Origin of the sequence: Rhodococcus sp. USK10, assembly GCF_019378875.1 — a bacterium.
GTDB classification, from domain to species: Bacteria; Actinomycetota; Actinomycetes; order Mycobacteriales; family Mycobacteriaceae; genus Rhodococcus_F; species Rhodococcus_F pseudokoreensis.
The window spans coordinates 7,365,238-7,389,217 of record NZ_CP076048.1 but is presented as its reverse complement, the minus strand read 5'-3'; the positions used below and the strand labels follow the sequence as shown (position 1 = coordinate 7,389,217).

21 protein-coding genes are annotated in these 23,980 nt (G+C 68.4%); 3 read left to right on the top strand and 18 right to left on the bottom strand.

What is annotated here, in order from left to right; translation table 11 throughout:
• Window positions 1–17: 17 nt before the first annotated feature.
• Both eutC and I1A62_RS40735 read right to left on the bottom strand, forming a co-directional pair.
• Window positions 18–785 (bottom strand): ethanolamine ammonia-lyase subunit EutC, encoded by a 768-nt coding sequence (gene eutC, locus I1A62_RS40740; protein WP_124395518.1) that lies wholly within the window; start codon window positions 783–785, stop codon window positions 18–20.
• Window positions 782–2,194, bottom strand: coding sequence for an ethanolamine ammonia-lyase subunit EutB (locus I1A62_RS40735; protein WP_124395517.1), 1,413 nt, complete (start codon window positions 2,192–2,194; stop codon window positions 782–784). The genes eutC and I1A62_RS40735 overlap by 4 nt, the downstream gene beginning before the upstream one ends.
• Window positions 2,195–2,304: 110 nt before the next feature.
• On the opposite strand from I1A62_RS40735, the gene I1A62_RS40730 reads away from it, so the two are divergent.
• A complete protein-coding gene (locus I1A62_RS40730; protein ID WP_257890996.1) occupies window positions 2,305–3,594 on the top strand; it encodes a transposase in 1,290 nt (429 codons plus the stop codon).
• Here the strand turns inward: I1A62_RS40730 and eat are convergent.
• From eat to mftA, 14 genes are all read right to left on the bottom strand, one after another.
• Complete coding sequence (gene eat, locus I1A62_RS40725; RefSeq protein ID WP_124395516.1) at window positions 3,494–4,948, bottom strand: ethanolamine permease; 1,455 nt, start codon at window positions 4,946–4,948, stop codon at window positions 3,494–3,496. The two genes, I1A62_RS40730 and eat, sit on opposite strands and share 101 nt — an antisense overlap.
• A 153-nt stretch (window positions 4,949–5,101) precedes the next feature.
• On the bottom strand, window positions 5,102–5,644 hold the full coding sequence (locus I1A62_RS40720) for a DUF779 domain-containing protein (RefSeq protein ID WP_124395515.1): 543 nt from the start codon (window positions 5,642–5,644) through the stop codon (window positions 5,102–5,104).
• Window positions 5,644–7,167, bottom strand: coding sequence for an aldehyde dehydrogenase (gene adh, locus I1A62_RS40715; RefSeq protein ID WP_015889872.1), 1,524 nt, complete (start codon window positions 7,165–7,167; stop codon window positions 5,644–5,646). The genes I1A62_RS40720 and adh overlap by 1 nt, the downstream gene beginning before the upstream one ends.
• A 78-nt stretch (window positions 7,168–7,245) precedes the next feature.
• On the bottom strand, window positions 7,246–8,562 hold the full coding sequence (locus I1A62_RS40710) for a helix-turn-helix domain-containing protein (RefSeq protein ID WP_124395514.1): 1,317 nt from the start codon (window positions 8,560–8,562) through the stop codon (window positions 7,246–7,248).
• 66 nt (window positions 8,563–8,628) lie between these two features.
• Window positions 8,629–10,101: a mycofactocin system GMC family oxidoreductase MftG gene (gene mftG / locus I1A62_RS40705; RefSeq protein WP_124395513.1), complete on the bottom strand. Its 1,473-nt coding sequence runs from the start codon at window positions 10,099–10,101 to the stop codon at window positions 8,629–8,631.
• On the bottom strand, window positions 10,101–11,501 hold the full coding sequence (gene mftF / locus I1A62_RS40700) for a mycofactocin biosynthesis glycosyltransferase MftF (RefSeq protein ID WP_124395512.1): 1,401 nt from the start codon (window positions 11,499–11,501) through the stop codon (window positions 10,101–10,103). Before mftF ends, mftG begins: the two co-directional genes overlap by 1 nt.
• A 106-nt stretch (window positions 11,502–11,607) precedes the next feature.
• On the bottom strand, window positions 11,608–12,330 hold the full coding sequence (gene mftE / locus I1A62_RS40695) for a mycofactocin biosynthesis peptidyl-dipeptidase MftE (RefSeq protein WP_124395511.1): 723 nt from the start codon (window positions 12,328–12,330) through the stop codon (window positions 11,608–11,610).
• Between the two features lie 50 nt (window positions 12,331–12,380).
• A complete protein-coding gene (locus tag I1A62_RS40690) occupies window positions 12,381–14,342 on the bottom strand; it encodes a mycofactocin system FadH/OYE family oxidoreductase 2 (RefSeq protein ID WP_124395510.1) in 1,962 nt (653 codons plus the stop codon).
• Window positions 14,339–15,151 (bottom strand): mycofactocin-coupled SDR family oxidoreductase, encoded by an 813-nt coding sequence (locus tag I1A62_RS40685; RefSeq protein ID WP_124395509.1) that lies wholly within the window; start codon window positions 15,149–15,151, stop codon window positions 14,339–14,341. Before I1A62_RS40685 ends, I1A62_RS40690 begins: the two co-directional genes overlap by 4 nt.
• An 8-nt stretch (window positions 15,152–15,159) precedes the next feature.
• A complete protein-coding gene (locus I1A62_RS40680) occupies window positions 15,160–17,139 on the bottom strand; it encodes a mycofactocin system FadH/OYE family oxidoreductase 1 (protein WP_124395508.1) in 1,980 nt (659 codons plus the stop codon).
• A gap of 16 nt (window positions 17,140–17,155) precedes the next feature.
• Entirely contained in the window at window positions 17,156–18,337 is a 1,182-nt protein-coding gene (mftD, locus tag I1A62_RS40675) for a pre-mycofactocin synthase MftD (RefSeq protein ID WP_206005550.1), read from the bottom strand.
• A 30-nt stretch (window positions 18,338–18,367) separates the two neighbouring features.
• The gene (gene mftC / locus I1A62_RS40670; RefSeq protein WP_087558512.1) at window positions 18,368–19,585 is read right to left on the bottom strand and encodes a mycofactocin radical SAM maturase; all 1,218 of its coding nucleotides are present in this window, start codon (window positions 19,583–19,585) and stop codon (window positions 18,368–18,370) included.
• Window positions 19,586–19,621: 36 nt separating this feature from the next.
• A complete protein-coding gene (gene mftB / locus I1A62_RS40665; RefSeq protein WP_167372162.1) occupies window positions 19,622–19,924 on the bottom strand; it encodes a mycofactocin biosynthesis chaperone MftB in 303 nt (100 codons plus the stop codon).
• Between the two features lie 2 nt (window positions 19,925–19,926).
• Entirely contained in the window at window positions 19,927–20,022 is a 96-nt protein-coding gene (mftA, locus tag I1A62_RS40660) for a mycofactocin precursor MftA (RefSeq protein ID WP_005573048.1), read from the bottom strand.
• Between the two features lie 133 nt (window positions 20,023–20,155).
• Between mftA and mftR the strand changes: the two genes are divergently transcribed.
• Both mftR and mftM read left to right on the top strand, forming a co-directional pair.
• Window positions 20,156–20,779 (top strand): mycofactocin system transcriptional regulator, encoded by a 624-nt coding sequence (gene mftR, locus I1A62_RS40655; protein ID WP_124395506.1) that lies wholly within the window; start codon window positions 20,156–20,158, stop codon window positions 20,777–20,779.
• 38 nt (window positions 20,780–20,817) lie between these two features.
• Window positions 20,818–21,642 (top strand): mycofactocin oligosaccharide methyltransferase MftM, encoded by an 825-nt coding sequence (gene mftM / locus I1A62_RS40650; RefSeq protein ID WP_219457884.1) that lies wholly within the window; start codon window positions 20,818–20,820, stop codon window positions 21,640–21,642.
• A 5-nt stretch (window positions 21,643–21,647) separates the two neighbouring features.
• Here mftM and I1A62_RS40645 read toward each other — a convergent pair whose 3' ends face one another.
• Window positions 21,648–22,970: an HNH endonuclease signature motif containing protein gene (locus I1A62_RS40645; protein ID WP_219457882.1), complete on the bottom strand. Its 1,323-nt coding sequence runs from the start codon at window positions 22,968–22,970 to the stop codon at window positions 21,648–21,650.
• Between the two features lie 120 nt (window positions 22,971–23,090).
• Window positions 23,091–23,906: an IS5 family transposase gene (locus I1A62_RS40640; RefSeq protein WP_219461289.1), complete on the bottom strand. Its 816-nt coding sequence runs from the start codon at window positions 23,904–23,906 to the stop codon at window positions 23,091–23,093.
• Window positions 23,907–23,980: the final 74 nt, after the last annotated feature.

Below are 23,980 nucleotides of genomic sequence, written 5' to 3'. Positions count from 1 at the left end.
CCCTTTAGATAACACGACTACAGTTCGAGGATCTCCGAGGGGGCTGCCAGCGCATCCGCGCGAGAAGTGTCCTTCAGCTCCACTCCGGACCGGCCCAGTTTCCGGGCGCCGGACACGAGGCCCGCCACGACACGGGCGGCGAGTTCGTAGCCGAGCCCCTCGGGTGGGTGGATGTTGGACACGCAGTTCCGGTCGGCGTCGGTGCGTCCGGGGCGCGGGAGGTGCGTGAGGTAGACGCCGACGCTGTCGGCCACCGACAGTCCCGGCCGCTCCCCGATCAGCAGGACGAGCGTCTGCACACCCAGCGCCTGCGCGATGTGGTCACCGAGCGCCACCCGGGCCTGGGTCGCGATCACCGGCGGCGCCAGCGAGTACGTACCGCCGAACTCTTCGACCAGCGCCGACAGCAGGGACACCCCGTGATCGGAGAGCGCGCGGGGCGACAACCCGTCGGCGAGGACGAACCCCACCTCCGCATTCCCCGCGGGGACACCGGACAGATCTGCCGGTGTGCGACCCAGGTCGGGCCTGCGCAGGTACTCGCTCCGGTCCGACGCCTGGCTCGTGACGACCACCGATCTGCCCAGGCCCACCGCCTCGACCTGCTCGGCCAGCGCCTGCGCGTCGAGCGGTTGATGGACCGCATCGCGGGCCGCGGCGTGCGCCGACCGGAACTCGAGAACACGCTGCGTGGGCAGTGCGTCCCCGGTCCGGCCGAGACCGATACGCGCCTGCGTCGTGGCCCGCAGTTCCGCCCAGAAGTCTTGTGCGACAGGATCGGTCATCGTGCCACCGTCAATGCTCGCAAGGGCGACGCCGCGGCGTCGACCGGCAGCACCCGCCCCGTGTCGTCGACCATGCCGAGACGGCGCATCCAGTCCTCGAATTCCGGTGCGGGCCGCAGTCCGAGCACCTGGCGCGCGTACAGCGCGTCGTGGAACGACAGGCTCTGGTAGCCGAGCATGACGTCGTCGGCGCCGGGCACCGCGATGACGAACGCCGCGCCGGCCACCCCAAGCAGGGTGAGCAGCGTGTCCATGTCGTCCTGGTCGGCCTCGGCGTGGTTGGTGTAACAGACGTCGACACCCATCGGCAGGCCCAGTAGTTTCCCGCAGAAATGGTCCTCGAGTCCGGCCCTGATGATCTGCTTGCCGTCGTACAGGTACTCGGGTCCGATGAACCCGACCACCGTGTTGATCAGCAGCGGTTCGAGGTCGCGGGCCACCGCGTACGCCCTGGTCTCCAGGGTCTGCTGGTCGACGGGCCTGCCACCCGTGCCGAGGTGCGCCCCGGCGCTCAGGGCCGACCCCTGCCCCGTTTCCAGATACATCACGTTGTCGCCCACGGTGCCGCGTTTCAGCGACCTGCCTGCCTCGTTCGCCTGCCGCAGCAGCGAGATGTCGACGCCGAAACTGGAATTGGCGCCCTGTGTTCCGGCGATCGACTGGAACACCAGGTCGACGGGAACGCCTTCCTCGATCAGGCCCATCGTGGTGGTCACGTGCGACAGCACGCACGACTGCGTGGGAATGTCGAAGCGCTGACGGATGTCGTCGAGCAGGTGCAGCAGTTCCGCGGTGGCGTGCGGCGAATCGGTGGCCGGGTTGATGCCGATGACGGCGTCACCGCAGCCGAGCAGCAGCCCGTCGAGCGTGGCGGCCGCGATCCCGCGGGGGTCGTCGGTGGGATGGTTGGGCTGCAGCCGGGTTCCCAGGTGGCCGGGTACGCCGAGCGTGGTCCGGAACCCCGCGGTGACGGTGACGGCCCGTGCGACCGCGATGAGGTCCTGGTTGCGCATGATCTTGCTGACTGCCGCGACCATCTCCGGGGTGAGCCCCGGGGCGATGCGACGGAACGTCTCGGCCGCGCCGTCCCGCGCCGCGACGTCCAGCAACCAGTCGCGCAGGCCGCCGACGGTGAGGTGGGAGATCTCGCCGAACGCGACCCGGTCGTGCGAGTCGATGATGAGCCTCGTGACCTCGTCGTCCTCGTAGGGCACCACGAGTTCGTTCAGGAACGTGCCGAGCGGGACATCGGCCAGCGCCCACTGCGCGGCGGCGCGTTCGGCGTCGGAGGACGCCGCGCACCCGGCGAGTTCGTCCCCGCTGCGCAGCGGTGTCGCCTTGGCCATGAGGTCGACGAGACCGTCGAACGTGTACCCGGTTCCCGCGACTCCGTGACTGTAGGTGGTCATCGGGACTCCCGGGTGAACGCCCCACCCTCCAGAATGTGGATGAAGCCCTTAAGCCAGATGCTGTGAGGTTGACGCCTTTTCATGTCGGTACTCCTGACTATGGTCGTGCTGTGAAGGAAATCGTGCGTTACAGCTATCGGCTCCGGCCGGGCGTGATGGCTGAACGTGCGCTTGAATCGGAGTGGCATCGCTGCCGCTTTCTGTGGAACGAGGCTGTGCGACAGCAGAAGAGCGGTCTCAACCCGACATTCGCCAGGCTTGGAAAGCTCCTGACCGATGCCCGTAGCCACAACGCCTGGCTGCGCGAGGGTGCGCAGGTCCCTCAGCAGCAGATTTTGCGCACGTATGCGCAATCTCTGGAGTACTCGTTCGCGCAGAAAGGCCGCGGGCGACCGAAGTTCAAGCCGCGCCGGAAGGCGCTTCCGTCGCTCGAGTACAGCTCCCGAGGGTTCTCCTGCCGCGACGGTCGGCTGCGCCTTGCGAAGGGCATCGTGATCCCGGTGGTGTGGTCGCGGGAGTTGCCGGGCGAGCCGACCAGTGTGCGAGTACACCGGGATTCGCTCGGGCACTGGTACGCATCCTTCGTGGTGCGACGCGAAGTCGTCGCTGCCCCCACGGTCGATGAGGGCACTTCGATCGGCATCGATTGGGGTGTATCCGTCACGGCCACGACCACGCTTCCGGAATTCGACCTGCCATATTTGGGACATCGTAAGCGCTGCGCCGCCGAACTCGGCAAAGCGCAGCGGAAGATGGCCCGACGACACAGCGGCAGGCGTGGCCCGCAATCCAAGGGATACCAGCGGGCCCGCAAGGAGGCGGCGGCCGTGCAGAAGAAGGCTGCTCGCCAGGCCCGGCACGGTGCGAGGGCCTGGGTGAAGGGCGTCGTCGACAATCACCACCTGATCGCGGTCGAGGACTTCACGCCGAAGTTCCTCGCCAAGTCCACGATGGCCCGGAAGTCCGCCGATGCAGCGATCGGGGCGTTGAAACGGGAGTTGATCGAGCGTGCCGTGCGGGCCGGTCGAAAGGTGGTGTTGGTCGCGCCCGCATACACGACGATGACGTGTTCGAGTTGCTTCGCGAGAGCCAAGCAGCGACTCGGGCTCGCAGAACGAACCTTCTTGTGCCGGGAGTGCGGTTTTACCGACTGCCGAGACAGGAACGCTGCCAGGGTGATCTTGGCTGTGGCAGAACGGGGCCACACTCGTGTTGACGACGTCAGCCATGCGCATTCCCCTCTGGGTCGGATGTGCGTGCAGTCTGAGCGTGAAATCCTCCGCCTCTCGGGAGGAGCCGTTAATCGAGTTCTTCCTCTGCCTTTGCAAGAACAGCAAACTCCTCGTCGGGCGAATTGGCAACGAGGTGATGGCGGCTGTACAGGCCGAAGTACGCCATGAAGGCCGCGAACGCGATCAGCGTCCAGAGTGCGGCGACCGGATCGACGAGGAACGTGGCGATCACCGCGGCGGCCGCGATGACCAGCGCGAACGATGTGGTGACGATGCCGCCGGGTGTGCGGTACGGCCGCTTCATCTCCGGCTCGCGCCTGCGGAGGACGATGTGGCTGACCATCATCAGCACGTAGCTGACGGCCGCGCCGAACACAGCCATGTTCAGCAGCATCGCGCCTTCACCGGTGAGCGAGAGGACGAACCCGATGACACCCGGCACGATGAGTGCGAGCGTGGGCGCCTTCCGCGAGTTGGTGACCGACAGGTTCGTCGGCAGGTAACCGGCGCGGGACAGCGCGAACGTCTGCCGCGAGTAGGCGTACATGATCGAGAAGAAGCTGGCGACGAGGCCGGCCAGGCCGATGTAGTTGACGACCTTCGCCGCGGTTCCGTCACCGAGCGCCTCGACCAGCGGGTTCCCGGACGTCGACAGGCTCTCGGCACCCAGCGCTCCCGTGGCGAGGAACAGGACCGTGGCCCCCGTGACGATGAGGATGAGCATGCTGATGATGATTCCGCGGGGCACGTTCTTCTCCGGCTCGCGTGCCTCTTCGGCGGCCAGCGGCACGCCTTCGACGGCGAGGAAGAACCAGATGGCGAACGGGACGGCCGCCCAGATGCCGAAAGCGCCGAACGGCAGGAAACTCGACGCCCCCGCCGCATCGGTCGCGGCGATGTCGGTGAGGTTGCCCGCGTCGAACAGCCCGATCGCGGAGACCGCGAAGATCACGAGCCCGACGAGTGCGATCGCCGTGATGACGAACATGGCCTTGAGCGCCTCGCCGGCGCCGGTCAGGTGGATTCCGATGAAGATCGCGTAGACCGCCAGGTACACCCACCACCCGTCGGTGATGCCGAACAGGTTCAGTGATTCGACGTAGCTGCCGATGAACGTCGCGATGGCGGCGGGCGCGATCGCGTATTCGATGAGAATGGCCGTACCAGTGGCGAATCCGCCCCACGGTCCGAGCGCCCGGCGGGCGAACGTGTAACCGCCGCCCGCGGCGGGCAGGGCGGAGGACATCTCCGCCATCCCCAGCACCATGGCCAGGTACATGCCTGCGATGACGACACCGGCGATCAGCAGTCCGCCGAATCCGCCCTCGGCCAGCCCGTTGTTCCATCCGGCGTAGTCACCGGATATCACGTAGCTGACGCCGAGGCCGGCGAGCAGCACCCAGCCCGCCGAACCCTTTCGGAGCGTGCGTTTTTCCAGATAGCTGTTGTCTTCGGAGTGGAAATCGGCAGCATCGTGGTGTTTACCGGTTCCGGAATTCTTGGATGGTTCTACGAGTGACATTCCGTCCCCTACGTCGATCCGAATGTTGCCTCGCCGGCGCCGCGCGAGGGCGGCACCGAACGGCCGAGGCCAATGGTGAATGAGCTGTGTACACGTCGTGTCAGCAAAACGTGACCACGACGTAAAAACCGCGGTCGCAGTGAACTTCGGGCGCTAGGGGCCCGGGCGGCGAGCGGGCACGGGACATGCGTCGACGGCTTCGGCGACCACTTGCGGTTCAGGTGACGGTGCGGGCCTCCAGCCCTGCTCCCACCGCTCGCCCACGATGACGTCCTCCGCGGCGAGGCTGGTGTTCTCCTCCGGGGTGAAGGCACGCGCACGGCTGAGGAAGCGCATGCCTTCCGGGCTTTCGAGGCTGAAGCCCGATCCACGACCGGGCACCACGTCGAGCACCAGCTGGGTGTGCTTCCACGCATCGAACTGCGAACCGGAGATCCACACGGGCACGGCATCGGCACCCTCGGGCCGGGTGGACGGGGTCTCCCCCACCCCGAGACGCAGGTCGAGGACACCGAGCAGCACGTCGCGGTCGCCGACGATGAATTCGCCGTCGGGGTAACACATCGGCGCGGACCCGTCGCAGCATCCGCCGGACTGATGCATCATCAGCGCCCCGTGGGTACCGCCGAGGCGGCGGAGAAGCTCCACCGCCCCGGCGGTTGCCTTCAGGCGCTGAGGCGCCCGGGCTGCGTCCATCAGAAGAAGCCCTGAGCCTTCTGGGCGTAGCTGACCAGCAGGTTCTTCGTCTGCTGGTAGTGCTCGAGCATCATCAGGTGGTTCTCGCGGCCGATGCCCGACTGCTTGTAGCCACCGAACGCGGCGTGCGCGGGGTACTGGTGGTACGTGTTGGTCCACACACGGCCGGCCTGGATGTCGCGGCCCGCCCGGTAGGCGACGCCACCGTCGCGGGACCACACGCCGGCGCCGAGGCCGTACAGCGTGTCGTTGGCGATCTCGATGGCCTGGTCGTAGTCCTTGAACGACGTGACGGACACGACGGGACCGAAGATCTCCTCCTGGAAGATCCGCATCTTGTTCTGACCGGTGAAGATGGTCGGCTGCACGTAGTAGCCGCCGGACAGGTCGCCGCCGAGTTCGGCGCGCTCACCACCGGTGATCACCTTGGCGCCCTCGCCCTTGCCGATCTCGATGTACGACAGGATCTTCTCAAGCTGATCGTTCGACGCCTGCGCGCCGATCATCGTGTCGGTGTCGAGCGGGTCGCCCTGGCGGACGGCCTTGGTGCGGATGGCGGCCATCGCGAGGAACTCGTCGAAGATGTCCTCCTGGATCAGCGAACGCGACGGGCAGGTGCACACCTCACCCTGGTTGAGGGCGAACATCGTGAAGCCCTCGAGCGCCTTGTCCTGGTAGTCGTCGTTGGACGACAGGACGTCGGAGAAGAAGATGTTGGGGCTCTTGCCACCGAGTTCGAGGGTGACGGGGATCAGGTTCTGCGACGCGTACTGCATAATGAGCCGGCCGGTGGTGGTCTCACCGGTGAACGCGATCTTCCGGATCCGCGGGCTCGAGGCCAGCGGCTTGCCTGCCTCGACACCGAAGCCGTTGACGATGTTCACCACACCGGCGGGCAGCAGGTCGCCGATGACGGAGATCAGGTGCAGGATCGACGCCGGGGTCTGCTCGGCGGGCTTGAGAACGACCGCGTTGCCTGCGGCGAGCGCGGGAGCGAGCTTCCACACGGCCATCAGGATCGGGAAGTTCCACGGGATGATCTGGCCGACGACGCCGAGCGGCTCGTGGAAGTGGTAGGCGACGGTGTCGGAGTCGATCTCCGACAGGGCGCCTTCCTGCGCGCGGATCGCGCCGGCGAAGTAGCGGAAGTGGTCGATGGCCAACGGAATGTCGGCGTTCAGGGTCTCGCGGATCGGCTTGCCGTTGTCCCAGGACTCGGCGAGCGCGATGGACTCGAGGTTCTCCTCGATGCGGTCCGCGATCTTGTTCAGGATGATGGCGCGCTCGGCCACCGACGTCTTGCCCCAGGCCGGAGCCGCGGCGTGGGCGGCGTCGAGAGCGAGTTCGATGTCCTCGGACGTCGACCGCGCGACCTCACAGAACGGCTGCCCGGTGACGGGGGTCGGATTCTCGAAGTACTGGCCCTTGACGGGCGCAACCCACTGGCCGCCGATCCAGTTGTCGTAACGCGATTGGAAGGACATGACGGCGTCGGGCGAACCCGGGCGGGCATACACGGTCATCGATAACTCCCTGGTGTCGTGAAACTCGGTGGAACTTTCTCGGTGTGACTCACAACACTAGGGACCGTACCGTTGCAACTACGTTGCGTACTGCTGATCGAACAGATCGATCCGCGACTTGACCTGGGAATACAACGGGGAACGCGGATCGAGGCCCGCGAGGTACGCCTCCCACGCGGCGACGTCCTCACGGCCGTGGACGGACGTGGTCCACTTGGCGAGCAACCGCTGATCGCCCTCCCGCAGCAACGCCGCCTGGACGCGGGCCCGCAGTTCGCCGCGCAGGTCCTCGACGCCGGGGGCCTCCGATCCGGGTAGGACCGGACCCGAGTAGACGTCGAGGGCGGCGGCCAGCTCACCGCGGTCCAGCGCCCCGCGCACCTGCCGGACGTCCGACGTCAATTCGGTGAGCAGCCGGTACGGCCGAGAACCGAGGTTCGCCGGACCGAAAACCTTGCGCAGGCGCGACATCTCGGCGCGAATGGTGACGGCGTCGAGTTCGTTCTCGTCGAGCAGCACCGCGAGCCGGTCGGAGCTCAGGCCCTCGGGGTGCTCCGCCAGGAGCAGCAGGATCTCTGCATGCCGCTGCGAGAGCGGGATACGTTCGGCACCGCGCACCAGAGTCGGTCGTCCCGACCCCAGCACCTCCAACCGCAGCACCGTCTCGACCAGCGGCTGCGGTGAGCGCAGCAGGTGCAGGCGCAGTTCCGCCTCGGCGGCCGCGACGGTGGCCCGGATCAGCGACAGCACCTCGGGTACCGCCACCCGCGGGCCGCCGGTGATGTCGATGGCGCCGACGATCAGCCCCGTCGCCGGGTCGTGGACGGGCGCCGCCGAACAACTCCAGTCGTGCACCGACCGGCTGAAGTGCTCGGCGCCGAAGATCTGCACGCAGTGGTCGAGCGCCAGCGCGGTGCCCGGGGCGTTGGTGCCGACAGTGTCCTCACTCCAGTCGGCGCCCTCGACGAAGTTCATCTCCAGTGCGCGGTCCTTGGCGGACGAATCACCCTCGACCCACAGCAACTGGCCCTTCTCGTCCGTGATGGCGACGAGCAGTCCGGTGTCGGCGGCGTCCTCGACGAGGAGTTTGCGGACCACCGGCCGGATGATCGACATCGGGTGCGACGCCCGGTACGCGGCGAGATCCGCGGCCGCCAGATCGACCGCGCGGGCGGACCCGTCCGGGCTCACGCCCTTGCTCGTACTGCGCATCCACGAATCGAGGATGACCGAACGCACCGAATTTCCGTCACCAGCCTGGTCCCGGCCTGCGGGGACGCGACGATCGACGAACAACTGATGCGCCGACGACACCCTGCGCGCCAGCATTGCGACGTCGTCTCCCGGGCGCACGGCGACCCACGGATTGCCCCCTGTGGGCGGTTGACTTTGCATCGAACTCCTCCACGGCGTCTCTGCCTACTGTAACCCGGGTCACACGGCGCCGGGTTCCGCCCTCCGTCACTCCCTGAGGAAGGTACTGACCCGCTCGGCGACCATGACCGCGGTGGCGTGCGGCCCCCGGCTCGGGACCACCGGGAACACCGAGGTGTCCGCGATGGTCAGACCCTCCATGCCGCGGACGTTGCACCGCTCGTCCACCACCGCGCCCGCGTCTGCGCGTCCGCCCATCCGGCAACTGCCGCACAGGTGCAGCGACGTCCCCAGGTACGCGAGCACCGAGCGGTCGGACACCTCCTCGGACAGCGGCCGGACCAGCGGGCCGAGTTCCCGCGAGCGCAGCAGGTCCAGTGCGATGGCCTGGCCCTCTCGCAGCGCCCGGCGGTCGGCGGCCGATTGCGCGTACCGGTACTCGATCCGGGGACGGTCCCGGCGGTGTCCCGACGTGAGCCGGATGTCGCCCCGGCTCTCCGTCACCATGAGCCCGATCCCGAGGACCGGGTCGGGTTGCCCGGATCCGGGGACGAGCACGTCGAACGGCGCCGTGTACGGACGGATCTCGAGGTCGTCGATGTTCAGCACCGTTTCGACGACCGGACTCGTGTCACTGCGACGGAGCGTGTCCCGGACACGGTACGGCAGAGCGACTTCGGGGTGATCGCTGAAACCGGTGCCGACACCGGGCACGTCGAGGACGACGTCGATGCCGTTGTCCCTCAGATGTTCTGCCGGACCGATTCCCGAAAGCATCAGCAGTACCGGGGTTTCGACGGGTCCCGCTGCCAGTACGACCCGGCCGGTGCGGACCGTGCGACGGGTGCCGCCCGACTCGACCTCGACCCCCACCGTCTCGTGACCGGAGAACAGAATTCGCACGACGTCGGAGTTCGCCTCGATCGTCAGGTTGGGCCGCTCCGACGCCGGCAGCAGATACGCGAGAGCGGTGCTGACCCGCCGGCCGCCGTCGACGTTGAGCGGCACCGGGCCGATCCCGCCGGTGCCGGTTCCGTTCTTGTCGGGTTCCTCGGGATGTCCCGCGCCGAGCGCCGCGGCGCGGAACGCCGCGCTGATCTCGCTCAACTGCTCCGCGGGCTGCCTGCGCACGGGCATCGGGCCGGTGGTGCCGTGCCGGGGATCGTCGAAGTCGGCGTCACGCTCGAGTGCCCGGAACGTGGGCAGCACGTTCCCGTACGACCACGACGCGGGCCAGTGCCGGAAGTCCGCTTCCGTCCCGCGGACGAAGTAGGCGCCGTTGACGGCGCCCGACCCGCCGAGGACACGGCCGCGCACCATGGCCGAGGGCACGCTCGGCGCCAACTCCACGCCGTACGTCTGCGCGAATGCACTGCCCGGGCCGACCGGCAGCGACCGGTAGTCGAGGACGGGACAGTCGAGGGCCGACCGGTAACCGGGGCCGGACTCGAGGAGGAGAACCGATCGTCCGGGATCCTCGCTGAGCCGCGCGGCCACCACGCATCCACTCGAACCGCCGCCGACGACCACGACGTCGGCGGCGCGAATCGGATCGGCCACTACGACTTCAACCGGGGCTTCAATGCGTCGAAGTCGCGGGCGGCGGCGGCGCCCTTCCAGAGCCCGGCGCCGTACGCGACGTCGTCGATCCGCTTGAACACCGTGTGCCGCACCGGTCCCAGCCCGCCGGGCTCCCGGTGGGTGACCCAGTCGGCGACCCCCTCGGCGACGGCGATCGCGAGCGCGATCCGGCGAATCCGTTTCGAGAACGACACCGCCAGCAGCGTGACGGGCCAGTAATGGCGGCACATCGCGGACGCCAGCTGCCAGGCGCCACCGGCGAAGCCCTGGGCGGCGAGGATGGCGGCGATGCGGGTCGGCTGGTCGAGTCCCGTGAACATGCGGCGCAGGCGCACCAGCATCATCGCGAGCGTGGCGACGGCGCCGAGCAGACCCAGCCGGGTGCAGGTGGCCGCGGCGATGCACGCGAAGAACGTCCACGGCGACATCGACAGCGGCGGGACCATGCCCGAATGCCTCGCCGCCAGCGGCGCCGCACCGGTGCCGTAGAACAGCTTGCGGCCGAACCACTTTCCGAACGTCACGCGATGATCGTGCGCGACGTGGGCCACGGGCTCGTACCGCAGGCGCCAGCCGGACTCCTGCAGTCGCCAGCACAGGTCGACGTCCTCCGCCACGTGCATGGACTCGTCGAAACCGCCGAACTCGTCGAGCACCTCACGCCGGGCGATCATCGCGGCGCTCGGGACGTACGACACCGGGCCGCCGGACTGGACGGCGGACTCCTTCCGTCCGAGGTCCAGGGAGGAGCGAGCGTGCTCGTACCGCGCGAGCGTGCTCGCCTCGGGTTCGAGCGCCACGATCCTCGGGGCGACCAGCGCGACCGCCGGGTCACTGAAGTGGCCGAGCATGACCTCGATCCACCCGGTGCGCGGCAGGACGTCGGAGTCGAGGAACGCCACGAACGGAGTTGCGGCGTAACGCAGGCCGGTGTTGCGGGCCGCGGCAGGTCCCTTGGCCGTCTCGTGACGCAGCACGGTGACGTTGCCACCGCACCCGTTCTGCATTGCGGGGGCGACGATGGGGACATCGGAGCCGTCGTCGACGACGACCACCTCGAGTCCGCGGAGCGCGGCCAGCACCCGGTGCAGCCCGGACGCGTTGTTCTTCACCGGAATGACGACGGTGACGTCCTGCGGCGACGGCGTGCTCATGGGGCGCGGGTTGGCGACCCCCGAGTCGAGGAGGCGGCGTGCGACGACGGCGGACTGCGGATCGACGACCTCGAGGTAGCCGTCTCCGATCATGGCCGCCGCCGTGGGCGCGAGCTTCAGCATCCGGGTCGGCGAACCGCCGATGAGCACTCGGCCTCCGGAATATGCGCGTACCTTGGGGTCGATTCGGATCCCGAATCCGTCGGGAAGTCGAGCTTGGCGCATCAGTCGATCGTATGCGGATCGGACAGCGCCGGCAGGGCATGCCGGAAATCAGCCGCAAGGATGTGCCGAAAATCCGCCCTCGGCAACTCGAGGGCGCCCGTGCGGGTCATTGGAGCCTCCCATCGGCGCCCGGTTCGCACCGGAGCCGTCCATCGGGGCCCGGTTCCCACCGGGCCAGTGCCTTGGTGACTGTGTGGACGAGCACGCCGAAGATCTGCGCCCCCTCCGCGGCCGTTGCGCCCGTCGGGTCACCGAGCACCCCATTGGCCGACACGGCGACCATACCGCCTTCGCGCAGTCTTGGCATCAACCTCGCGACAGGTTCCGTATTACCGGGCTCGGCCCTGGACAACCTCACCCGACCAGGTGAAAGGTGTAGCAACAGGGACGTTTCCGTACGCCCGGCATGGGCGTCGGCGCCGGGGACCGCGCACGGCACCCAGGCCACGTCGCGGGCCTCGTATCGAAGCAAGGCGACAGCCTTGACCAATGCGGGCCCGTTCCCTCCGTGCCCGTTGACGAACAGCACGCGGTCCGCCCACCGGCACGCGGACCTGCCGTACTCCACCAAAACCGTCTCGAGCGCCTCCGACCCCAGCGAGACGGTCCCGGGAAACCCCTCGTGCTCGCCGCTGGCGCCGTATGCGATCGGGGGTGCGACGAGCACGTGCGGCAGCGCGCGGGACACGGCGTCGGCGATGGTGGTGTCGGTGTCGAGCGGCAGATGCGGTCCGTGCTGCTCGAGGGAGCCGACTGGGACCACGACCGTCGACACGTGGGACACGAGGTCGGGCCACACCGCGTCGTCGAGGTGTCCGGAATGGGGCATCCCCCGATGCTAGGCGACCGCGGATTCGACCCCGGCCGTGACCGCCTGCGTCAGAGCGCGAGCGCGACCCGCCCCCCCTCGATGACGGCGGAGTGCGCGCGGCGCGGAGCCAGGGCGTCGCCGACGCGATGCACCTCGATTCCGCTGTCGGCCAGCTGTTTCCAGAGCCCGTCCTCCGGTTGCTGATGCGCGGACGACACCACCCAGTCGACGGTGAGCCGACGGGACGCACCGGTCGGGTGGTGCAGCAGCGTGACCGCGATCCGGCCTCCACCGTCGTCGTCGCACCCGGTCGGCACCACGTCCGTCACCTGGGTGATGCCCTTGCCGTGCGCCCGCCGGTTCCATCCCTCGAGGTCCAGCGTGATCCCGAGATCCTGGCCGACGATCATCCCCGGCGTGCAGATCGTGACGGCACACCCGGCATCGGCAACGAACTCCGCGACGGACGTGCCCTGATGGAATCCCAGTTCGTCGACCACCAGCACCGACCCGGACGGATGCGCGCGACCCTCCAGCACGTCCCGCACATCCACCACCCGGCCCGACGCACCCGCCCAGCGCGGACGGCGCGGACGCGCCCCGGTGGCGAGCACCACCACGTCGGGTCGTCCCTGCGCGAGCGCCTCGGCGGTCGCGTCGGTGCCGGTCCGCACGTCCACACCGCGCCGAACGCATTCCGCTTCCAGGTCGAGAACGAGGTCGAGGAACTCGCGGCGCCCAGGGACGACGGCGGCCGTCCGCACCTGACCGCCGAGGACGGTGTTGCGTTCGAACAGCGTTACCCGGTGCCCCCGCTGCGCGGCGGTGGCGGCGGCCTTCAGCCCGGCAGGTCCGCCGCCGACCACCACGACCCGCCTGCCGCGGACGGCAGGTTCGGGCAGCAGGACCGATTCCCTGCCCGCACGCGGGTTGACGACGCAGCCGAGCCACCGGCCGAGACCCATGCGTCCGATGCATTCCTGATTGCACGCCAGGCACGATCGGATGGTGTCCTCTTCGCCGGCCAGCGCCTTCGCCGCGAAGTCCGGGTCCGCGATCTGGCCGCGCACCACCCCGATCAGGTCGCAGTGCCCCTCGTCCAGAGCCCGGTCGGCCTGATGCGGATCCGAGAACCGTCCGACACCGACCACCGGAAGTCCGACCCGCTGCCGGATCGCATTGGGGACGAACAGCGCATACCCGCGAGGGACGGCCATCGACGCCTCGATCATGTGCAGCGTCTCGGTGGCCATGCCGATGGACGTGTTGAGGTAGTCGACCCGACCGTCCGCCTCCAGCAGAGCGGCCACCTCCACCGCCTCGTCGAGGTGTACCCCGCCGTCGAACAGGTCCTCCCCCGCGAGCCTCACCCCGAGTGCGCGGTCCGGGCCGATCACCGTGCGTACGGCCTCGACGACCTCGAGGAGGAACCGGGCCCGGTTGGCCAGCGACCCGCCGTAGCGGTCCGTGCGCCGATTCGTGGCGGGGGCGAGGAAACTGCGCACCAGCGACGAGTGCGAGCACTGGAGTTCGATGCCGTCGAATCCGCCTCGGACACAGTGCTCGGCGACGCGCGCGTACCCGTCGGCGAGGGCCCGGATCTCCCGCTGATCGACCGCCTTGGGGACTTCGCGGAACAGTGGGTCGGGGACGGCGCTCGGCGCCCACAGCGGTCGCCGCGAATACATGCTCGACCCCTGGCCGCCGTTGTGGTTGACCTGGGCGAGGATCGGGACTCCGTGTGCGTGGACCGCGTCGGTGATCCGCCGGTATCCCGGGACGACCTCCGGCCGGTAACCGGCGATCACCTTCTCGTACGGCCAGTCACCCGGGTGGGTGGCGTGCTCTTCGGAGATGATCAGGCCCGCACCGCCCTTCGCGCGCGCCGCGTAGTAGGCGGCGTGCTGGGCGGTGGGGAGACCGTCGACGGCGTACCCCGTGAGGTGCGCCGAGAAGACCACCCGATTGCGCAGGGTCAGCGGTCCCAGGCGCAATCGGGTGAACAGGTGGCGGTACGCGGAGGTGCTCACACCTTGGTGTTGCCCATGTCGACGGCGACCTGGCTGCCCGTGACCCGCCGCGACCCGTCACCGGCCAGCCACACCACCGCGTCGGTGATGTCGTCGGTGTCGGCGAGCGGGTGTTCGGTGAGGATGGTGCCGAAGCTCGACAGGTAGTGCGGGTGCTTCTCGAGAATCACCAGGCTGCCCGGATCGGTGCCCATCGGGGTCTTCACCCCGTACGGGTGAATGGAGTTGACGCGGATGTCGTACTCGCCCAATTCCTTGGCCGCGGTCTGGGTGAGTCCCACGAGCCCGAACTTGGAGGCGGCGTAATTGGCCTGCCCCGGGAGCGGTTTGATCCCGGCGACGGAACTGATCACGATGATCGACCCCCCGCGCCCACCCTCGATCAGCGCCGGGACCGCAGCCTTCAGCGTCTTCCACGCTCCGGTGAGGTTGACGTCGATCAGCGTCTCCCACTGCTCGTCGGGCATCTCCCAGAAGCGGTTCCAATTGCAGATCCCGGCGTTCGCGATCACGATGTCGAGACGGCCGAACTGTTCGACTCCCCTGTCGACGACAGCTTTCAGTTGCGCGCTGTCACGCACGTCCGCCTGCTCGGCGAGGATCTTGCCGCCCTCGGATTCGACGAGTCGCACCGTCTCGGCGAGGTCGTCCGCCGTCGCCGGCTCATAGGTGTTGTACTCGGACACCGGTCCGCAGATGTCGACGGCGATGATCGACGCACCTTCGCGCGCCAACCGCACCGCGTGCGTCCGCCCCTGCCCACGGGCAGCCCCGGTGATGAACGCGACCTTGTCGTCGAACTGTCCCATGAAATGTCCTATCTCTCGGTGACGAGGGTGAACGGATGGTGATCGAACTCGGACCGCCGGTGTGCGGTCGCGGCCAGCGCCTCGGTGCGGCCCTCCCGGACCGCCTCGAGCAGTGTGCGGGGGGCCACGCAGTCGCCGGCCCGCACCGCGTCCGGGCGGGTCGCGCCGAGCGTGTCCTCGGGGAGACGATGCGAACAGTCGATCAGCACGGCGCACGGCACCACCGACTCCTCGGCGGTGTACCGGTTGCGTAACCGCATTCCGTCGCCGTCGATCGACACGATGCGGCTGTCGAGGTGACGCGTCACCCCGGCCCGTTGCAGGCGGGTGTTGGCGTCGGCGAGGTCGCCGGTCAGGCCGAGTCGTGAGCCGGCCACGGAATCCTGGGTCACGATGCTCACGTCGCGTCCCCGCGCCGCGAGCCATTCGGCGACCGCCACGCCGACGGGTCCGCCGACCGGGTCGAAGACGACGTGGGGCCCCTCCGCAGGCACGTCGCCGTCCTGCAGATCCGCGGCGCCGAGACACCGGACGCGTCCCACGACGGGGAACGGCAGCGGCCTGGGCGTGCTGCCGGTCGCGAGGATCACCGTCACGCCGTCTCGTTCCGCGGCGTCGAGTTCGGCTTCGGAAACCGTGGTGCCGAGACGGAATTCGACTCCGAGACCGCGGCATTCGTTCTCCAGCCAGTCGGTCAGCGCCCGGAGGTGCGGCGCCCCGACCGCGTCCCGCACCATCCCGCCGAGCCGTGTCGAAGCCTCCGCCACGGTGACCCGGCGACCTCGCAGCGCAAGCACTCGCGCCGCCTCGAGTCCGGCCGGACCACCACCGACCACCAGTGCCGTGCCGGCGACCACGGCGGCGTCCTCGGTGGGGTCGAGGGTCTCTTCGGGATCGACGGTCTCGTGCCCGGCCGTCGGATTGCCGACGCACGTGACGACCGGGTTGCGGGGATCGAGCACCTGGCACGTCTGGTTGCACAGGACGCACGGCCGCGGCACCGCACCGCGGCGGATCTTGACGACGAGATCGGGATCGGCGATCTGGGCACGCGTCATCTCGACGACGTCGGCGACACCGTCGTCCAGCGCCCGCCGGGCATCGGCCGGATCGACGACGCTGCCCTGCAGAACGACCGGGACCGCGCCGGCGACGGCCGTGCGGATGCCGCGGCAGAGTTCGGTGCCGAACGCCGGCGGCCGGTGGAAGTCGGGGCGGTAGGCGTTGGGCGACAGCGGCCCGCCCCGGACCACCACGAGCAGATCGAGTGCGTCGGCCAGGTCCCGTGCGTGACCGGCGGCGATGGACGGCGTGATCCCGGCCCAGGACGTCTCCTCGTCGCAGCTCAGGCGCAGGGACAATATCCGGCCCGGGCCAAGCTCTGCGCGGACGGCGGTGAGGACCTCGCGGAGGAGCCGGAGCGGGTCGGTACCGTACGCGTCGTCGCGCACATTGGTGAGGTTCGAAAGGAACTGTCGCAGCAGCGCTCTCGGTCCGACGTCGAGTTCGACACCGTCCACGTCCGCCGCGGCGGCCGCAGCGGCCCCGGCCCGGAAGCCGTCGACGAGGCCGTCGATCTCCGCCTGCTCCATCTGCATCGGCATCTCACGGGAGATCACGTCGGCGATCCCCGACGGTCCCCACAGCACCGCCTGTGAGTACGCGCTCGACCCCTGCAGTCCGGTGTGTCCCAGCCCGGCCAGCACCAATGTGCCGTGCGGGCGGCAGGCATCGACCACGTCCCGCCAGCCGGCGACGCAGTCGGACGCCAGCGGAGCCCGCTCGTACGGCCAGTCGGAGGCATGGACCGACGCCACCTCGGTGACGACGATCCCCGCACCGCCCCGCGCCCGGCGCTCGTAGTACGCGACGTGACGCGGTGACAGTGCTCTACCCGCACCGAGATTGGTGGGGTGCGGACCCAGAAGCACCCTGGACGGAGCGTGGCGTCCGGCCAGGGTGATCGGGTCTGTCAGTTGCGCAGACATCTACGCCGTTCGTGGTTCAGGATTCGGCGCCGAGTACGCGGGCGAATCCGGGCGGCATCACGACGTCGGACGGGGTGAGGTCGTGGATGTTCGAGTGGCCCAGCCCGAGCAGTGCCGAATCGATACCGCCGCGCAGGACGTCGAGGACGTTCTCGACGCCGGCCTGACCGTTCGCCGAGAGGCCCCACAGGTACGCGCGGCCGATCATCACCGCGCGCGCACCGAGCGCGACGGCCTTCACGACGTCGCTGCCGCGGCGGATACCGCCGTCGAGGAGCACCTCGACCTGATCGCCCACGGCCTCCGCGATGGCGGGCAGCGCCCGGATCGGCGCCGGGGTGCCGTCGAGGTTGTTGCCACCGTGATTCGACACGGAGATCGCGGTGACACCGGCGTCGACGGCCCGCTTGGCGTCGTCGACCCGCATGACGCCCTTGAGCATGAACGGCCCGCCCCACTGCTCACGCAGCCATGCGATGTCGTCCCACGTCGGCAGCGGCGTCTGCATCCACTCGCCGTAGGCACCGAAGAACGTCGGCGGTTCCTGACCGGGCTGCGCCAGGTTCGGGGTGGTCAGATCCGGGATCTTGCGGGTCTTCGCGAACTCGTACAACCACTTCGGCCGGGTGATTCCCTCCGGCGCGAACTGCAGCATCGCCTTCAGGTCCATCTTCTCGGGGATGGCCGGGCTACCCCAGTCACGCCCGTACGAGAACGACCAGTCGGTGGTGATGATCAGTCCGGTCGCCCCCGCGGCGCGGGCGCGTTCCATCCGCTGGATCAGCACCTCCCGGCTGCCGACCCAGTACATCTGGAAGAACGTCTGAGGATTGGCCGCCGTGACCTCCTCGACCGACTTGCTCGCGAACGAGCTCAGACCGATCGCCGTTCCCCGTGCCGCCGCCGCACGCGCGACCGCGACCTCGCCGTCCGGGTGCACCGCCTGCACACCGGTCGGGGAGATGATGACGGGCAGGGAAATCGACTGTCCCATCACGGTCGTGGACAGCTCACGCTTGTCGGACAACCCCACCACGTGCGGGGCGAACCCCAGTTCGCCGAACGCCGCGATGTTGTCGTCGACCGTCACGCCGCGCTCGGAACCGGCGATCAGCGCCGCGTACACCGACTTCGGCAGACGCTTCTTCGCGCGTCGCTGAGCCTCTGCCACCGTCTCGAAGAACGGATTCTTACCCATGGAAATACCTCTCGTACCCGGCAGACGTCGTTACGTCTGGTCCATGCCCGCAAGCGGGTTCTCGTCACAAATCTTTGCCGGCGGACGCACCATCAGCGTCAACGGAACCGGCGCCCGCGGAGTCCGGCGCTGGCCTGTGCGGGAGTGGTCGACACTGGATTTCGGGATCTCCCCCGCAGCAGCCAACGCCAGTTCGCCGTTGCCGATCACACATTCGGGGTCCGGGCCGTCCATCGGCAGGCCGGTGAAGAACTTCGCGGCCATGCACCCGCCGCGGCAGGAGTCGTAATGGTTGCACTTGCTGCACGCACCGCCGGTCTGCGGGGACCGCAGCTCCTGGAAGAGCTCCGACGTCTGCCACACCTGCTGGAAACCGCCGTCCGCCACGATGTTTCCGGCGAGGAACTGGTCGTGGATCGCGAACGGGCAGGCGTAGACGTCGCCGATCGGGTCGATCAGGCACACCACCCGGCCGGCGCCGCACAGGTTCAGGCCGGGCAACGCGTCGCCGTAGGCGGACAGGTGGAAGAAGGAGTCGCCGGTGAGCACACCCTCGCCGTTGGCGACCAGCCAGTTGTACAGCTCGCGCTGCTGCGCCTGCGTCGGATGCAGTTCGTCCCACACGTCCGCGCCGCGCCCCGACGGTCGCAGCCGGGTGATGCGCAGGGTGGCGCCGTACTTGTCGGCCAGCGCCTTGAAGTCGTCGAGCTGGGACACGTTGTGCCGGGTGACCACCACGGAGATCTTGGCGTCCTTGAACCCGGCCTCCGACAGATTCTCGAGCGCCCGCACCGCCATCGCGAACGAACCCGGACCACGTACGGCGTCGTTGACCTCGGCCGTCGCACCGTCGAGGGAGATCTGCACGTCGACGTAGTCGCTGGCCGCGAGCCGGGCGGCGACCTTCTTGTCGATCTTCACCCCGTTCGTGGAGAACTTCACCCCGACCTGGTGGGCGGTCGCGTAGTCGACCAGCTCCCAGAAGTCCGAGCGAACCGTCGGCTCGCCGCCACCGATGTTCACGTAGAACACCTGCATGCGCTGCAGTTCGTCGATGATCGACTTGCACTGCTCGGTGCTCAGCTCCCGCGGGTCACGCCGGCCCGAAGAGGACAGGCAGTGCACACACGACAGGTTGCACGCGTAGGTCAACTCCCAGGTCAGGCAGATCGGGGCGTCGAGACCGAGTTCGAACTGGTCGACGAGGCGGCCGACCGGGGCGGAAGGCCTTTCGAGCATGGAGGTCATGGGCTGTGTCCTCTGGTACGGGGTGAAGAGAGCTGGTCAGGCGGGGACGATCATGTGCGACTCGGCCAACGTGCCGAGCGCTCGCGCGTACTGCGCGGCCGCGTCGTCCCCGATACCCTGCGCCCGCAGTGCGGACCGGGCGTCGGCGTGTGAGGGAAGCGATTCGACCACCGCGACGATCGTGCGGTTCTTCAGGAACGACAGCTTGCGCGTCCCGAAGTGGTAGAGCAGCGCCCCGAAAGGTTCGGGACGCAGCGCCACCTGCGGATGAAGCTTCCAGCCCACATCGAGATCGATACCGGCGTTGCCGGTCACTGAAGCAGATGCTGGAGCGGACATGATCAGTACACGCCGCACATGCCGTCGATCGAGACCTCTTCCACCAGGGATTCCTCGACCAAGTCGTTTTCCAGCACGTTGTTGTCGCGATCCGACATGATTTCCTCCTACTGTTCGGTGATACGGCGCGAGCCGGAGGGATGTTCCCCGTCATAGGTGACCATCCCTGTGACTCGCCTCACCACTGTAATGGCATCGAGTGCAGAATGACAGCTCGGGAGGGTACGAAAGTTGAGAAGTCGGCGAAAACCATCCAGTCGGATAGGGCGACGCCCGTCCACCACGCAGGATCGGATCAGCACCGTCGGGATCGAGTTGTTCACGGAACAGGGGTTCGACGCCACCAGCGTCGACGAAGTCGCCGAGGCATCCGGCATCGCCCGCCGCACCCTGTTCCGCTACTTCCCGTCCAAGAACGCGATCCCGTGGGGCGACTTCGACGCCCACCTCGCCGAAATGCGCGCCCAACTCGCCGCGCAACCCGGCGACATCCCGATCGTCGACGGGCTCACCGCAGCACTCCTGCAGTTCAACGCGTTTCCCGAGAGCGAGGAAGTCAACCACCGCAAACGCATGGGGCTGATCCTGCGCGTGCCCGCGCTGCAGGCGTATTCGGTGGTGATGTACGAAGGGTGGCGCAACGTCATCGCCGAGTACGTCGCGAGCCGGCTCGGAACCTCACCGACCGACCACGTTCCGCGGACCGTCGGCTATCTCCTACTCGGCGTTGCGATGTCGGCGTACGAGCAGTGGCTCGACGACGATTCGCTCGAACTGAACGAACTACTCGCCAGCGGAATGCAATCGCTCTACGATGGGCTGAGTTCCCTCGGCGAGCCCGACACCCGGACCTGACCCACTCCCGCCATCACCTCTCGGCAAGGTTGCTTCGAATGACTTCCACCCTCGACACGCCCGCGTTCGACTCTCTCGCTCCGTGCGAACCCGGACTGTGGTCACACGGTCACGTCACGGTCGAGCGGGTCGCGGACGGGCCGCTCACCCTCACCCGCGACGGCGACCTGTTGCGGGTCGCGCATGCCCTGACACCCGACGACCTGAGCGAGAGACTCGTCGCCTCGGTCACCGCGTCCATCGAGGACGCCGACTTCGGTCAGGGCGAGTTCGAATCGACCATGGTCGGGCTGGTGCGCTCCACCGTCGACGGTGCGCTCGAGGCGTGGACCGTCTACTACCGCAACTCCCTCGGCGAACTGCTCGACGGCACCGCCGACTTCGCACCGATCCACGAGAAGGCGGAACAACTGGTCCGCGGCTCCGTCCTCGACCTCGGGTCGTGCTTCGGCTTCCTCCCGTTGCGACTCGCCCGCGCCGGGCGGTCCGTCACGGCAACCGACATCCTCCCCGGCACCATGACTCTCCTCGACGCGGTGGCACCGGAACTCGGACTCGATCTGCGCACCCTCGTGTGCGACGCCGCGCACGTGCCGGTCCCCGACGACAGCGCAGACACCGTCACCGCCATCCACCTCCTCGAGCACGTCGACGAAAACATCGGGGCCGCAGTGATATCCGAGGCCCTCCGTGTCGCGCGCGAACGGGTTGTCGTCGCCGTCCCCTACGAGGACGAGGCAACGGCCTGCCACGGACACATCCGCACCTTCGACACCCCGTCGCTCACCGAACTCGGCGAATCGACGGGACGCCCGTTCGAGGTGTTCGAGCACCACGGCGGCTGGCTCGTCATCGACTGCTGACCTCCTCATGACGCTCGGAGGTGTGCGATGAGGATCGCCTCGATCTCCGACCGTCGGGCCGCGGACGGCAGCCGCGGGGCCGCGGACCGGTAGTGGTGCCCCGTCGGGGTGCCGAGGTCGAAGAGGTGGGTGCGGCCGTGCCTGCGCACCGGGCGGGCGGTCCACCCGTCGCCTTCCTTCGCGTAATTGCACCCCGCACACAAACCCGCCCCGTTCTGGGCCGTGGTGGCACCCTTGTTGCGGCGGGACAGGATGTGATCGTGATGCCGGATCGGCGCATCACACCACGGCGTCCGGCACGTCCGGTCCCGCAGGTCGATCAACTTCCGCAAGCCTTTCGGGAACGTCCGCGACTGCGACTCCATCGCCGTCAACGCCCCCGACAACGGACACGAGTACACGTTTCGTAAGGTCACCGCGGTATCACCATCGAGGGCATTTGCGACCAGCTGCCGCGCGATCCCCGCCGGCACCGGACCGAACCCCGCCACATCCGCCGCCTCGTTCTCACCCGCCAACAACGCCTCGTCGGAGATCACCAGATTCACCGCCACCGGAACCCCATCGGCCACCGCGGCCCCGGTGCCGCGGTCGAACACCAAATCCGCCATCAACTGATTCCGGGTCCGGCCGCCGCTGTCCCCGGTGGCGATGAGACTGTCCGCATCCCGCCCCAACGTCGCCTGCAGGCACACCGCCTGTTCCATCGGCAGCAGCACACTCAGATACGCCATCGAATCCGGCGCCGGCCGCGTCGTCACCCGACGCTCCGACACCGCCTTGCGGTACCGGGCCACCACCGCGGCGGCGTCGAGTTCCACCGCGAGGGCCTTCGCCTTCGCGACCAACCCGCGGTCACCGACCCCGTCGAGAACGTCCGGGTCCGAACACAACCGCCGATCCACCACCGCACGATCCGCCGCCGACAAACACGCCGTCTCCCGCACCAACAGGGTGGCACGCCACTCGTTCAACCGACCCGACCGCAGCAACGCCAACGTGTGCGGCATCTCGTGCACCACCGCCTGCGCGAACCCCAGATGCCTACCACCACGGTTCGGGGACTCCCTGCGCGCCAACGCGATCTGCGAGGCGATACCGCGGTCCCACTCCACCCGCGGCAACCGACGGGCCTTGCGGTCCTCCCGCATGCAGGTGGCGACATCATCGGTCACCACCGCCTGCACCGCACATCCCACCGACTTCAACGACTCCACCGCGTCGAGCCACTCGATCCCCAACCCGGCATCACCACACGGCCCGACGCACCGCAACCGCGTCGTGAACGCCCGCAGCTCGTCCAGGTCCGGTGCCATCATTTCCCCCACGACCAGCCTCCCCCGAGGTTGTTCGAAACTTTGTTCGACTCTAGCAGTCGAACACGCCCCGCACAATCAGCGCGCGTCGACGTCGCGCTGTCAGAGCGCGTCTGAAAACTCTGGTTCGTGTCACGCAGTGCGGGCGAGTCGGCGTGACATGGTCGCGATCATGGCGATGTAGACGACGGCTTCGTGGTGGTCGAGTCTGGTCTCGTAGTCGCGGACGCAGCGGCGATGTTTGCAGATCCAGGCGAAGGTCCGCTCGACCACCCACCGCCGGGGCAGAACCTTGAATCCTTTGACATCGTCGGTGCGTTTGACAACCTGAACCGTGAGGGACAGAACATGTTTCGCCCAATCGATTAGCCTGCCCGCATAGCCGCCGTCGGCCCAGACCAAAGAAATCGCCGAGCACTGGGCGCGCATCGCAGCCAGCAGCCGGACCGCGCCGTCCCGGTCCTGGATCCCGGCCATCGTCACCACGACCGCCAACAACAGCCCGCTCGAATCCACAGCGATGTGCCGTTTGCGCCCGTTCGTTTTCTTGCCCGCATCGTATCCACGACTCGACCCGGGCACGGTGTCGGAACCCTGCACCGATTGGGAGTCGACGATCGCCGCGGACGGCAGCGGGTGGCGGCCGCCCTGGACCCGCACCCGATCGCGTAGCGCGTCGTGAATCCGCTGCCACACTCCTGCCCGGACCCAGCGGACGAAGATCGCGTACACCGTGGTCGCGGGCGGGAACTCCGTCGGCAACTGCCGCCAGGCGATCCCACCTCGAACGACATAGAAGATCGCATCAAGTACCAGACGGCGGCAGTGCTTTTCGGGACGACCACCACTGCCCGTGGTGTTGCCGGGTGGAGGCAGCAGTGGTTCAAGAATCGCCCATTGAGCGTCGGTCACCGAGGATGACGAGTAGACCGCGCACCGATGCCCGATCCCCGGATCCGGGGTAGGGCATGACGGACACAGTGCGATGAGCGATGATGGCAAGTGAACTCCTGGTCGGGTCG

What these genes read in the sequence shown, in the direction of transcription:
- mftE (WP_124395511.1), bottom strand. Translation starts at nt 12,330, where the DNA reads ATGCCCCATTCCGGACACCTCGACGACGCGGTGTGGCCCGACCTCGTG.
- I1A62_RS40685 (WP_124395509.1), bottom strand. Translation starts at nt 15,151, where the DNA reads ATGGGACAGTTCGACGACAAGGTCGCGTTCATCACCGGGGCTGCCCGT.
- I1A62_RS40735 (WP_124395517.1), bottom strand. Translation starts at nt 2,194, where the DNA reads ATGACCACCTACAGTCACGGAGTCGCGGGAACCGGGTACACGTTCGAC.
- mftA (WP_005573048.1), bottom strand. Translation starts at nt 20,022, where the DNA reads ATGTCGGATCGCGACAACAACGTGCTGGAAAACGACTTGGTCGAGGAA.
- adh (WP_015889872.1), bottom strand. Translation starts at nt 7,167, where the DNA reads ATGACCGTGTATGCCCGCCCGGGTTCGCCCGACGCCGTCATGTCCTTC.
- mftC (WP_087558512.1), bottom strand. Translation starts at nt 19,585, where the DNA reads ATGACCTCCATGCTCGAAAGGCCTTCCGCCCCGGTCGGCCGCCTCGTC.
- mftF (WP_124395512.1), bottom strand. Translation starts at nt 11,501, where the DNA reads ATGCGCCAAGCTCGACTTCCCGACGGATTCGGGATCCGAATCGACCCC.
- I1A62_RS40680 (WP_124395508.1), bottom strand. Translation starts at nt 17,139, where the DNA reads ATGTCTGCGCAACTGACAGACCCGATCACCCTGGCCGGACGCCACGCT.
- mftD (WP_206005550.1), bottom strand. Translation starts at nt 18,337, where the DNA reads ATGGGTAAGAATCCGTTCTTCGAGACGGTGGCAGAGGCTCAGCGACGC.
- mftB (WP_167372162.1), bottom strand. Translation starts at nt 19,924, where the DNA reads ATGTCCGCTCCAGCATCTGCTTCAGTGACCGGCAACGCCGGTATCGAT.
- eat (WP_124395516.1), bottom strand. Translation starts at nt 4,948, where the DNA reads ATGTCACTCGTAGAACCATCCAAGAATTCCGGAACCGGTAAACACCAC.
- I1A62_RS40720 (WP_124395515.1), bottom strand. Translation starts at nt 5,644, where the DNA reads ATGGACGCAGCCCGGGCGCCTCAGCGCCTGAAGGCAACCGCCGGGGCG.
- I1A62_RS40710 (WP_124395514.1), bottom strand. Translation starts at nt 8,562, where the DNA reads ATGCAAAGTCAACCGCCCACAGGGGGCAATCCGTGGGTCGCCGTGCGC.
- mftM (WP_219457884.1), top strand. Translation starts at nt 20,818, where the DNA reads ATGACTTCCACCCTCGACACGCCCGCGTTCGACTCTCTCGCTCCGTGC.
- eutC (WP_124395518.1), bottom strand. Translation starts at nt 785, where the DNA reads ATGACCGATCCTGTCGCACAAGACTTCTGGGCGGAACTGCGGGCCACG.